Consider the following 11,419-nt stretch of genomic DNA (forward strand, 5'->3'; position numbering starts at 1 on the left):
ATAAACGTCCTGCCTGACCGGCTACTGCTGTTCAGCGGCGCTGACGGCGATCATCAGGTGGGGGAGTTTCAAGTGACCATACCCGGGGGATTTTGACCGACCCACGGGGGCGGGTGATTGTTTCGAAGGATCTGGTGCTGAAGCCGTACTCGGACCGTCAGGCGATGACGAAGGGCAAGTGAGGCATGAAGCTTGGAAAACTGCCCGATCGGACGCCGGTGAAGATGAGCGTCATACTGGCGCCGGGCCTTGCGCAACGGCTGAGAGAGTATGCTGACTTCTATGCCGAGACCTACGGAAGCAAGGAAGAAGTGGCTGAGCTGATACCGTTTATGCTCGAGGCGCTTCTTGATAGCGACCCTTCCTTCAAGAGAAGCAGAAACGGCAAGGGTGCAAGAGTATCTTTTAGTGGTAGCCGCGACCAGTAATGCAGGGGACAGCTAAACCTCGGTGCCCGTCCGCACTAGAGCCGCCCTGACATGTTCCATTGCCAGTTCGAGTGATTTCAGCAGCTCCTTCGAATCATTTGATGAAGCCTCTTCTAAGCTACACAAAAGCCCTCCAAAAAGGGTCAGTTCCTCAAATACTGCGGCACCTTGTGTGTCCGGCAATCGTAGGGGCCGTCCTTACCCGTACCCTTGATGTTGGCGTTGTAGTAGCGCCCCATCGAGTCTGCGGCGAGCCACGCATCGACGATAGGCTTCGGTATTTCGCAGTAGTGGTAGTAGGTCGTTTTGAGTTGGACGATGACGTATTGATTAGAGGCGTCGTAGCAGAGCCGATTGACGACGCTGCTTCGAGTGATCTCCTAGCAGGTGAAGGGTTTGAGATCGACCGGGCCACGATATTTCACGTCGACGGTCTCGGCCTCCGCCCAGGACGAGAGAAGCAACACAAAGGTGAATATTAATCGAATCATTCTGCGTGCCGTGCAAACGGGATGAGATGCTCGCCAACACAAACGGCAAACAGAGCTAGCGGGGCCGACTTCCAGCATGCGCATCGACTAACTGCTTGCGGTCGATCGGTTGGAACAGCTTAACGCCTGCATAAATTCTTCCAGAGACGGCTGATGGGCTGTTTGCAACTTGTGAAGCTCTTCGGGTCTTAGCTTCGTGTATCGTCGCAGAGTGCGCCAATCCTTATGACCGGTCACCAGCGCAACTTTCTCGATCGGCAATCCCGCTTCGAAAAGGCGGCTGGTGCCCTCGTGGCGCAAGTCGTGAAAGTGCAGATCCTCGATCTTTAGTTCGTCGCACGCGCGCGTGAATGCCGCGCTTACCGATCTATGATTATACGGGAATACTCGACCCAGACCCATGGTAATGATCCGCTGCTGGAGCAGGAGCTCCCAGGCGTCATAGCCTGTGAGGTTCAGGAGTGGCACTTGTTGGTCGTTGCCATTCTTTTCCCTCGGATCTTTGCGGTCTCGTATCAATAAGATTCGCTTCTTCATGTCGACGTCCGGCCAGTCGGGCCGGCAAATCTCCTCCTGCCTCATGGTCGTTGCGACCGCGTATCGGACGATGCGGCCCATTGGGATGACCTGCCGATTATTGGATTCGAAGAAATCAATGAGCTCGTCAAGCTCAGCCTGAGTTGGTCGCCGGTCTCGTTCATCGGACTTTCCAACGAGACCCAGATACTTTAGCGCCACACGTGCCAGACGAACCTCTTCGGCGGAAACCTCGACCCCGTGAACAGCGGCTGCGTGTGTAGCGACGGTTCTGATGAACGATATGTCGATCGCAAGGGTCGCTGGTCCCGCACCTTCCTTCGCTCGCTTTCGGCCATATTCAATCAACCGTTCGCGGTTGAGCCTGGGAAGCTTCGTTGATCCGAGGTCCTCCTTCAACGCCTCCAAGACGGCTGCCTTCGATTTGCGGGGAGGGCGACCAACCTCCAGCATGTCTTCGATGTGCAGATCGATGATGTCGCCGAACGTCTTCGCTCTGACGGCAGCGCGGGGTTTAGGTGATCCGCTACGATCGATGTTGCACTCCATATCGAGTGCCCATTCCTCCCCGTCCTTGCGCCGACGGAAGGTCTCTGCCACGTAACGGTTCTTGCGGCGGACCTGGACGCGCCAGTTCCCGGACGGCAACTGAGTGAAGCTGGCCACGGTCGTGTGCACTCCCCAAATCGTGTGCGCTACGTGTGCACTAAGAGGTCAAAGCGGGTACAAACGTGTGCAATTTCGACTAGTTTGGAGTGCACACGTTCATGTTTCATCTTGTTGAAGCATAAGGTAAATCATTGAAATCGCAACACTATCGCTTTTCTGTGGCTCCGATGATGGACTGGACCGATAGCCGCTGTCGGGTGTTCCATCGCCATCTGACGCGGCGGGCGCTGCTCTATACGGAGATGTTGACGACCGGCGCCATCATTCATGGCGACCGGGAGCGGCTGCTCGGGTTCGATGCGGTCGAGCATCCGGTGGCGCTTCAGCTTGGCGGGTCGGATCCGCGCGAGCTCGCACAGGCCGCGCGGATCGGCGAAGAGTTCGGCTATGACGAGATCAACCTCAATGTCGGCTGCCCGTCGGATCGTGTGAAGGATGGCCGCTTTGGAGCCTGCCTCATGGCGGAGCCGGTGCTTGTGGCGCGATGTGTCGACGCGATGAAGGGCGCGGTTTCCATTCCCGTCACCGTCAAATGCCGCATCGGCATCGACGATCAGGATCCGGAGGTCGCGCTCGATACGCTTGCGCGCGGAGTGGTCGCCTCAGGCTGCGATGCGCTGATCGTGCATGCCCGCAAGGCCTGGCTCAACGGTCTGTCGCCCAAGGAGAACCGCGACATCCCGCCGCTCGACTATGACCGCGTCTATCGCCTCACGCGCGCGATGCCTGATGTGCCCATCATCATCAATGGCGGCATCCCCGGTATCGACGAGGCGAAAGCGCATCTCGAGCACGTCGACGGCGTGATGCTCGGCCGCGCCGCCTATCAGGAGCCATGGCGACTGCTCTCCGTCGATCAAGACATCTTCGGTGAAGCGGCGCCGCATGCGACGATGCAGGACGCGCTCGAAGCGATGATGCCCTATATCGAGCAGCAGCTTGCGCGGGGCACGCGGCTGCATGCGATCACGCGGCATTTCGTCGGGGCGTTCCACGCCGTGCCCGGCGCGCGCGCCTTCCGCCGCCATCTTGCCGAGCAGGGGGTGAAGCCTGGCGCCGGTGTGGACGTGCTGCGCGATGCGATCGCGCGTGTCGGTGCGCGCGCTCCGGCGGAGGCCGCGGCCTAGCCCAAACGGGTGAAAAGCCGGATCGCAAAATCCGGCTCTTCGTCGATCCGCCTCAGCGGAGCAGATCGAAATGATAGTTCACGCCGACGCGGAAGGTGTGGAATTTCGCGGCGTTCCAGTCCGGCAGATCGTCGTGCTTGAACTCGGTGTAGAGATATTCGGCCTTGGCCGACCATTTCGGCAGGAACGCCCATTCGACGCCGCCGCCCGCGGTCCAGCCCATCTTCATCTTGTTGATCGGCCCGTCCTTCAGCTCGCCGGTGGCAAGACCCGCGGTCCCGAAGAACAGCAGCCGTGAATCCATCGTCGCGATGCCGGCGCGGGCGCGGCCGGTCATGTACCAGGGGATGCTCACCGCGGCACTGTTGAGCGCGTCGTGGTTCTTGATGTCGCCGCCCTCGAAGTCATTCTCGATGCCGACCACGAACATCGGCGAGAGCTGGTAGTTGTAGCCAATCTGCACGCCGCCGACGGCGCCCTTGACCTTGCCGCCGCTGATGCCGACGAGATTATTGAACGCGTCGTCGCCACTCTCTGCGTAGCCGGCGTTGAAGCCCGCATAGAGACCCGTCCACGAATACACCGGCTGCGGCGCCGTGTAGGCGGAGGAGGGCGCGGCGTAGCGCGGCGACAGGTCGGCAGCGCAGGCGCTGCTCGCGGCGAACACCGCGGCAAAGGGCAGGGCGCGCATCGTGCGGCGTAAGGCGGCTCTGGCAGTCATGACTCTCAATCTCCCACTTGGCCGCACCTCACGGAGCAGCCTTGTCCAACCCCGATCCGGGAATGGGATTGTTATAAACCGACTAGGCGGTTGGTAAATAGAGGAAATACCACACCAACGGATTGTTCGCGGGGGCCGGGGTTAGGCGGCTGGCTGGCATCCGCGCCGATGTTGCGCAGCGCGCTGGCGCTAAGGTGGCCTTACGAGGCGCCAGATCGGCCGCTGTCCGTCATGATGACGAGCGACATGCCTCTGGCGTCGCGCATACTCAACATCGCAATGATGGGTGGATCGAGCGGGTTGCGACAACAAAGCATTAGACAAGATGCGCTCTACAATCTAAGATTGCTTATTGCTTTGTTATTTACTCGTCCGACGATCCTTCGGCCCTCGCAGCATTTCATGCGGTGACGTTCGCGCTTGTTTTCGCGTCGGAGACGTTGGGCTCGGGCCCTTCATGTGGGTCGATTTGATGAGGGACCAGCGATGCCAATTTTCATGGCCATAGTGATCCTGGTGAGCGTCTCAATATTTTTTAGTCCGCGCAATGCGTCGGCGCAGGATGTGACGCCGCAAGTGCTGCCAGACCGCATTGATGATGTCCCGGATGCGCCTGGCAATCCGTTTCCGCGGTTTGACAATTTCAGCTGGCGCGCCTTCGTCGCGTTGAACTGGCCGGCTCTGGATGGCGCCCCAAACCGCGGGCAGCCCGATCGGACCAAGAAGCTCGGCGACGCGGGCCCCCGCGTCTGGGAGACCTACAAGGCGCGCTACGAGGTCTTTGCGCCGGGCGCGCCGAAACCGGCATCATGGGCCAGCTACGACGGTACGAACCCGTGCGGAGGCGCGGTCACCAACCAGACCAAGACGCTCAGCGCATTCAGCCATTTCGCGGATTTCAATCAGGCCGCCTTCACGCTGGCCCGCCTTGCCAATCCGCTGATTGATCAGAGCCGGATGTACAGCCGCTACGAGGTTCGCTTTAACCGGGAGCAGTTCGATTCAATCGTCGATGACAACAACAAGTGGTACATCAAGCAGAACCTGCCCACCGCAGCGAAACCCGGGGCGTTTCGGGATGGTTCAATTGAACTGAAAGCTGCTTGGCGGGTGCTCAAGCCAAACGATGGGATCGACCACAGCCGCTATTACATCGCCAAAGCCATGGTGTTTGATCCGGTCGCGACGACGCGCGGCGGAAGCATCGTTTGCAACGAGCGAGACATCGCGCTCGTCGGCCTCCATATCGTGATCAAGACGAAGCTCCGGCCGCAATGGATCTGGAGCTCGTTCGAGCATATCGATAACGTTCCACCCAAAAATGATGAGCCGGACGCCAAGGCGGCGCAGGTTCCTTACTCGTTCAACTCCGGATCTCCGCCTCCGGGGCTCGCGCCGACGCCGGCCCCCAAGATGATCTCCGACGACAATCCTCCAAGCGATAACCCGGATCCGATGCAGGTCGTACGTCTGCAACCGATCCAACCCGATACGATGCAGATGAACCGGGCGTATTGGAATCTCCCGGAGGTCAAGGGAACGGTCTGGGCCAACTACATGCTGATCATGACGCAGTGGCCAAGCGCGCCGGGGACACCAAGTCCGACCAACGCAGGAGGACCGTTCCCGCTCGGAGTTGGCTCGACCCTGGCGAACACGACGATGGAAACCTACCAGCAACGGAACGGCTCCAGCTGCATGGAATGCCATCAGGCCGTGTCAAATGAGCTCGGCCGGGACTTCGTCGCGTTCATGGCACTCGATGCACACGACCCAGCGCAGCAAATGCTGGCATCCGCGGCATTCCGGCGGATTGCAGCGCCCTTATCGGCAGGGGCCAGCGCCAAGACGGCATCACGAAAAACCAATCAGGCTGTGTCGCCGGCGAGGACCGCCCTCGACAATGATCCGATGGTGCAGGCATTGGCCCGCGTGCTTCAACGTCAGTGATGTTTGGTTCCGAATTGAAGTGACAAAGCGGTTGGGAGATCGGACATGGCGGGCAAAATCACGACCTATGCAGATTTTCAGAATTTCATGGACGCCTGTTGTACCAAGGTCGGCGCAGACCCGGACCTGTCGGGCCATGGCCGCTGGTGGCGCGAGATGACCCACACCACGTTCGTCACCGACGGCAAGGTCAGGGGGCAGCGTGTCGTCGTCGTTGGCGATCCCGACAACTCGATCATGATTCACGCCCCACGGGGCGACACGCCGGATTTCGATGCAAACGACCCGAATGCGCGGTTCGGCCGGATGCCGCTCAACGCGAATTCTTTCTTTGCCGATGCCGATATCGATGAGATCGCGGACTGGATCAAGCGGGGCTGCCTGGATGGAGCGGCTCCGTCAGTTTGACTTGCGCCAGAGCGGCCAAGGGGCGATCTGACAAGCGCCGATCGCGTTATGCGGCTCAGGCAGTCCTGGCCGATTGGGCCCTGATCGTGCGCATGGGGCGCGCAGCGAAGCGGATTATCGGAGCGCGCGGCGATCCGGCAATTCCGGGTAGCCGGTGAGCATCAGCTTGTCGGAGCGCACGCCCCAGCTCTCCAGGCGGTCGAGGAAGCTCATGCCGAGCAGATTGGTCTTCATCTGCCCGCGCTGCACGACGAGGGCCGGCACCGACTTTTCCACGAGGTGGCCGACGGAGAGACGGTCGAGCGTAAGGCGGGCTGCCTTGGTATGGCCACCCGCGGTTTCGAGATCGACGTCGTATTCGAGCATCTCGAGCGGCAGTCCGATCGCTTTCGCGGTTTCCCAGGTCAGCACCACCGAGGTCGCACCGGTATCGATCACCATCGGTGCGGCGACGCCGTTGATCTTCGCGCGTAGCGCGAACTCGCCGCCCTGGCCGCGCTGGATCTGCACGGCGGGGGGCGGGGAGGCGATCTGCGCGCGAAACATGTGCGAGACCTTGTTGCTTGCGCGCGCGATCCGGTCGGGATCGCCATAGGCGACGACGGCACCGGCCGTGCCGGCGAGCATGACGAGAACGAGCAGGAAGCGGATCATTGCGCCCCTCCGAGGCGACGCAGGGCGGTCAGGCGCGTTTCGGCGATCCCGCGATCGGCTGCAAACCCGCGTCCGCCATGCGTGCCGGCAACAGCGCCATCACCGCGAGCCGTTCCGTGCTCTCCATGGCGTGCCAGCGCGCGATCTCCGGCAAGGTCCGGCCGCAGCCGAAGCACAGCCTGGTCTTGGGATCGATCATGCAGACGGCGACGCACGGTGTTTCTTTGCTCATGGGGCCATAGTGGGGGATCGTCGGGCATGTCTGCAAGCATCTCGTTAAGAGCCCGTACCTGCGCTCATGATCGGCTTGTGGCGCGGCCGGCGCTTCTCGTCGGGAACCGCAGAACTGTCCGGCTGGAGCGGCGGAGAATCGTCCGACATCGGCGCCAGCGCACTCATCACGCGCTCCGGCGGGAAGGTGACGATCACCTCGGTGCCGATGCGCAGCTTCGATTTCAGCGTGAACGTGCCGCCATGCAGGTCGATCAGGTTCTTGGCGATGGGCAGGCCGAGCCCTGCGCCCTGTTCGGCCGACTTGATCGAGTTGGAGCCCTGGCCGAACGAGGCGAGCACGATCGGGATCTCGTCCTCGGGGATGCCGGAGCCGGAATCCTTCACGGAGAGGTATTGCCCGCCCGAAGCGGTCCAGCCAGCCTTGAGCCAGATCTCGCCGCCTTGCGGGGTGAACTTGATCGAGTTGGAGAGTAGGTTGAGTACGACCTGGCGGATCGCCCGCTCGTCGGCCCAGAGCCGCGGCATGGCCTGCTCGAACACCTCGTGGATGGTGATGCCGCGGCTCGAGGCACGCAGCTTCATCAAATGATGGCAGTCGGCGACGATGCCGACCAGCGACACCGCCTCCTCATTGAGCTCGTAGCGGCCAGCCTCGATCCGCGACAGATCGAGGATCTCGTTGATGAGGTTGAGCAGGTGCACGCCGGAATTATGGATGTCGGCGGAATATTCCTTGTAGACCGGCACCGCGTGTGCACCAAAGATTTCGCTCTTCATCACCTCGGAGAAGCCAAGGATCGCGTTCAGCGGCGTGCGCAGCTCGTGGCTCATCTGCGCGAGGAAGCGCGATTTTGCGACGTTGGCGGATTCGGCGCGGTGGCGCGCTTCGTCCGAGATCGCCTTGGCCTGTTCGAGCTCGCCGATCAGCGCGTCCTTCTCGGCGCGTGCCTCGAGCGTGGCGAAGGTCGAGGAGTGCAGGCGGTGCGCCAGCAGCACGAAATAGCCTTCGGCTGCGAGCGCGAGCGCCGCCAGGATGTAATTGTCGAGCGCACCGGTGATTGCAAAGCTCAGCGCCATCGCGACCGCGACCGGCGCCGTGGCGGCAAGGGCGGCGATCGGCAGATTTGCGGCCAGCATGCTCGACACCGCGATCACCAGCAGCATCAGGAACATCATCAGCGTTTCCGTGACCATGTCGAGCACGGGATGGATCAGGATCGCCATCCAGCACAGGCCATAGAGCAGGTCGAGCACGACGAAGTGCGTCCGCCAGGCGCGCGTCGCCGCGGGTGAGGAGGCCTCAGCCAGGAAACGGTGGCAGCTGCGGATCATAGCGGCGTGGATGCAGAGCATGCCGGCGGTCCAGGCCGCGGCCGGGATCGGCTGCATCCAGAGCCCGAACAGCACGCCGGTGGCGACCACCAGCAGCATCACGACATAGGAGGCCGACAGCCGCGTCTGGGCATATTGGCGCAGCATCTCGGCGTCGAAAGCCGGCCGGGTTCCGCTGGTCGACGTTAACTTGTCGCGCGCCTCGCGCACCCGCTGCGACGCAGCCCGTCGGCTACTCGCCGATGGCGCGCTCACCGGCTCGGCCGGAAGCTGCACGACCTCTGGCTTTTCAGCGGGTTTACTCATCGAACAACAACATTCCTGCCCGCGCAAAGGCGGGCCTTCTGCATTGTCTATCTCTGGCAAGAAATCCTTAAGAGGTGACTTAAGGAGCTAAAGAATTGCGTTAACCCGGCGTTAATTTTGAACGCGCGCAGTGCCGGTCAGTGCAGTGCTGCATGCTGGGCGACGTAGACCACCGCGCCCGCCAGATAGCCCGCGAGCGCGGGGATGGCGATGCGGCGAGCGTACCAGAGGAACTCGATCCGCTCGAGCCCCATGGCGGCGACGCCCGCGGCCGAGCCGATGATCAGGATCGAGCCGCCGGTGCCGGCGCAATAGGCGATGAATTCCCAGAGGAAGCTGTCGGGCGGGTAGTGGCCGAGGTCGTACATGCCCATGGTCGCCGCCACCAGCGGCACGTTGTCGATCACGGCGCTGAGTAGGCCGAGCACGACGACGATGACGTCCTGGCGGCCAATCGTCGCCTCCAGCCAGCGCGCCAGCATCGACAGGAGGCCCGCATGCTCGAGGCAGGCGACCGCCAGCAGAATGCCGAGGAAGAACACGATCGAGCTCATATCGATCCGCGTCAGCGCATGCGCGAGCGTCAGCGGACGGCGAACATGTTCGTCCTTGTCGCGGTGAACGACCTCGCCGACCAGCCAGACGATGCCGAGCCCGAGCAGCACGCCCATGAAGGGCGGCAGATGCGTGACCGCCTTGAAGGCGGGCACGGCGATCAATACGCCGAGCCCGAGATAGAACATCAGATTGCGCTCGAACGACCCGACGAGCTGAACTCCGTCGTCCTTGGGCGGCGGCGCGATGGACTTGCCTTTCACCAGAAGGCTGATGAAGGCGAGCGGCACGAGCAGATTGACCAGCGAGGGCAGGAACACAGAGCCCATGATCTTCAGCGGCGTGATCTGCCCGCCGATCCACAGCATGGTCGTGGTGACGTCGCCGATCACGGTCCAGGCGCCACCGGCATTGGCGGCGATGACGATCAGGGAGGCGAACAGCAGGCGGTCGTCGCGCCTGGCGATCAGCCGCTGGATCAGCGAGACCATCACGATGGTGGTGGTCAGATTGTCCAGGATCGCGCTGAGGAAGAAGGTCACGAAGCCGATCAGCCACATCAGGCGGACCTGGCTTGTCGTGCTGATGCGAGAGGTGATGACCTCGAAACCGTCGTGGGCGTCGATCACCTCGACGATGGTCATCGCGCCGATCAGGAAGAACACGATCTGCGCGGTGGAAGCGACGGATTCGTCGATCTGCCGGCCGACCATGGCGTGGTCGCCGATCGTGGCCGCGTAGATCGCCCAGAGCAGCCCGGCGCCGATCAGCGCCGTGGCACTCTTGCTGATCCGGAGCGGGTGTTCGAGCGCGATCGCCGCATAGGCCAGAACGAAGATGACGGCGATCGCGATCAGCAAGGCGGGATCAGTTCGTCAGGTGTCAGCGGTTAAGGCGCGCGAGCAGGCTCGACGTATCCCAGCGCTTGCCACCCATCTTCTCGACCTCGGCGTAGAACTGGTCGACCAGCGCGGTCACCGGCAGATTGGCACCGTTGCGGCGGGCTTCGGCCAGCGAGATCGAGAGGTCCTTGCGCATCCATTCGACCGCGAAGCCGAAATCGTACTTATCCTCGTTCATGGTTTTGTAGCGGTTCTCCATCTGCCAGGACTGCGCGGCACCCTTGGAGATGGTCTCGATCACCGCGGCGACGTCGAGGCCACTCTTCTTGGCGAAGTGGATACCCTCGGAGAGGCCCTGGACCAGGCCGGCGATGCAGATCTGGTTGACCATCTTGGTCAACTGGCCGGAGCCGGCGGGCCCGAGCAGTTTGCACATCCGCGCATAGGCGCCTGTGATGATCGGCTCGGCGCCGGAATAGGCGTCCTGCGCGCCGCCGCACATCACCGTCAGCACGCCATTCTCGGCGCCGGCCTGGCCGCCCGAGACGGGAGCGTCGATGAACTTGAAGCCGGCCTTGGTGGCGGCCGCATCGAGCTCGCGTGCGACCTCGGCGGAGGCGGTGGTGTGGTCGACGAAGGTCGCGCCCTTTTTCATGCCGGCGAACGCGCCGTCGGGGCCGATCGTGACCGCGCGCAGATCATTGTCGTTGCCGACGCAGCACATCACGAAATCCTGGCCCTCGGCCGCGGCCTTCGGGGTCGCAGCCGTCTTGCCGCCGAACTTGTCCGCCCATTCCTTCGCCTTGGCCGCGGTGCGGTTATAGACGGTGACCTCATGGCCCCCTTTTTTCACGAGGTGTCCGGCCATGGGGAAGCCCATCACGCCGAGACCGAGGAAAGCGACTTTAGCCATGTGTGGTACCTTGTCCGTAGTTTGGGTTTTACGGTTTTTGCCGGGCGAGGGGGCGCCCGGTTCCGCTATGAGGGCGGATTAGGAGCGCACCATAAACCCTTGAGGCCAGAGGGCAACGGCTTCGTTTGGCAGCCGCCTGTGCTAGCCCGTCTTATTCGTAAGAGTGCGCCTGAGGGCTGGCGAGCGTGGTGTAAAGCGCTGATACGGCGTAGGATTCGGTTGTGAAGCCAACCCCATCACCTCCAACCGCGA

Annotated in this window: 11 protein-coding genes; 4 read left to right on the forward strand and 7 right to left on the reverse strand. The window is 62.1% G+C overall.

Translation table 11 applies throughout. From position 1 onward, the window contains the following. The first annotated feature begins 185 nt into the window (after positions 1-185). Positions 186-428 (forward strand): DUF2274 domain-containing protein, encoded by a 243-nt coding sequence (locus tag QJT78_RS44165; protein WP_049810241.1) that lies wholly within the window; start codon positions 186-188, stop codon positions 426-428. A gap of 578 nt (positions 429-1,006) precedes the next feature. Here QJT78_RS44165 and QJT78_RS44170 read toward each other — a convergent pair. After that, the gene (locus QJT78_RS44170; protein WP_281460630.1) at positions 1,007-2,122 is read right to left on the reverse strand and encodes a site-specific integrase; all 1,116 of its coding nucleotides are present in this window, start codon (positions 2,120-2,122) and stop codon (positions 1,007-1,009) included. Between the two features lie 134 nt (positions 2,123-2,256). Between QJT78_RS44170 and dusA the strand changes: the two genes are divergently transcribed. Beyond that, positions 2,257-3,252, forward strand: a complete 996-nt coding sequence (gene dusA, locus QJT78_RS44175) for a tRNA dihydrouridine(20/20a) synthase DusA (RefSeq protein ID WP_080586661.1) — start codon at positions 2,257-2,259, stop codon at positions 3,250-3,252. A 52-nt stretch (positions 3,253-3,304) separates the two neighbouring features. Here the strand turns inward: dusA and QJT78_RS44180 are convergent, their stop codons facing one another. After that, positions 3,305-3,973, reverse strand: a complete 669-nt coding sequence (locus QJT78_RS44180; protein WP_038943855.1) for an outer membrane protein — start codon at positions 3,971-3,973, stop codon at positions 3,305-3,307. A gap of 486 nt (positions 3,974-4,459) precedes the next feature. Here QJT78_RS44180 and QJT78_RS44185 point away from each other — a divergent pair, with 486 nt between their 5' ends. Both QJT78_RS44185 and QJT78_RS44190 read left to right on the forward strand, forming a co-directional pair. Next, positions 4,460-5,923 (forward strand): hypothetical protein, encoded by a 1,464-nt coding sequence (locus QJT78_RS44185; protein WP_157790107.1) that lies wholly within the window; start codon positions 4,460-4,462, stop codon positions 5,921-5,923. A gap of 45 nt (positions 5,924-5,968) precedes the next feature. After that, positions 5,969-6,331 carry a hypothetical protein gene (locus QJT78_RS44190; RefSeq protein WP_028146762.1) on the forward strand — a complete coding sequence of 121 codons (363 nt, stop codon included), beginning with the start codon at positions 5,969-5,971 and terminating at the stop codon, positions 6,329-6,331. Positions 6,332-6,445: 114 nt separating this feature from the next. Here the strand turns inward: QJT78_RS44190 and QJT78_RS44195 are convergent, their stop codons facing one another. From QJT78_RS44195 to QJT78_RS44215, 5 genes are all read right to left on the reverse strand, one after another. Further along, a complete protein-coding gene (locus QJT78_RS44195; protein ID WP_028146761.1) occupies positions 6,446-6,985 on the reverse strand; it encodes a TIGR02281 family clan AA aspartic protease in 540 nt (179 codons plus the stop codon). 28 nt (positions 6,986-7,013) lie between these two features. Then, a complete protein-coding gene (locus tag QJT78_RS44200) occupies positions 7,014-7,217 on the reverse strand; it encodes a DUF1289 domain-containing protein (RefSeq protein WP_028146760.1) in 204 nt (67 codons plus the stop codon). A 44-nt stretch (positions 7,218-7,261) separates the two neighbouring features. After that, entirely contained in the window at positions 7,262-8,857 is a 1,596-nt protein-coding gene (locus QJT78_RS44205) for a HAMP domain-containing sensor histidine kinase (RefSeq protein WP_028159846.1), read from the reverse strand. Positions 8,858-8,994: 137 nt separating this feature from the next. Next, positions 8,995-10,272 (reverse strand): sodium:proton antiporter NhaD, encoded by a 1,278-nt coding sequence (nhaD, locus tag QJT78_RS44210; protein WP_028146758.1) that lies wholly within the window; start codon positions 10,270-10,272, stop codon positions 8,995-8,997. Between the two features lie 22 nt (positions 10,273-10,294). Continuing rightward, positions 10,295-11,167 (reverse strand): NAD(P)-dependent oxidoreductase, encoded by an 873-nt coding sequence (locus QJT78_RS44215; RefSeq protein WP_028146757.1) that lies wholly within the window; start codon positions 11,165-11,167, stop codon positions 10,295-10,297. Between the last annotated feature and the right edge of the window lie 252 nt (positions 11,168-11,419).

Source organism: Bradyrhizobium sp. Mp27, assembly GCF_029953005.1.
Taxonomy (GTDB): Bacteria; Pseudomonadota; Alphaproteobacteria; order Rhizobiales; family Xanthobacteraceae; genus Bradyrhizobium; species Bradyrhizobium barranii.

Coding starts and splice junctions, on each gene's coding strand:
- QJT78_RS44165 (WP_049810241.1), top strand. CDS start 186: ATGAAGCTTGGAAAACTGCCCGATCGGACGCCGGTGAAGATGAGCGTC.
- QJT78_RS44180 (WP_038943855.1), bottom strand. CDS start 3,973: ATGACTGCCAGAGCCGCCTTACGCCGCACGATGCGCGCCCTGCCCTTT.
- QJT78_RS44185 (WP_157790107.1), top strand. CDS start 4,460: ATGCCAATTTTCATGGCCATAGTGATCCTGGTGAGCGTCTCAATATTT.
- QJT78_RS44190 (WP_028146762.1), top strand. CDS start 5,969: ATGGCGGGCAAAATCACGACCTATGCAGATTTTCAGAATTTCATGGAC.
- QJT78_RS44195 (WP_028146761.1), bottom strand. CDS start 6,985: ATGATCCGCTTCCTGCTCGTTCTCGTCATGCTCGCCGGCACGGCCGGT.
- QJT78_RS44200 (WP_028146760.1), bottom strand. CDS start 7,217: ATGAGCAAAGAAACACCGTGCGTCGCCGTCTGCATGATCGATCCCAAG.
- QJT78_RS44205 (WP_028159846.1), bottom strand. CDS start 8,857: ATGAGTAAACCCGCTGAAAAGCCAGAGGTCGTGCAGCTTCCGGCCGAG.
- QJT78_RS44215 (WP_028146757.1), bottom strand. CDS start 11,167: ATGGCTAAAGTCGCTTTCCTCGGTCTCGGCGTGATGGGCTTCCCCATG.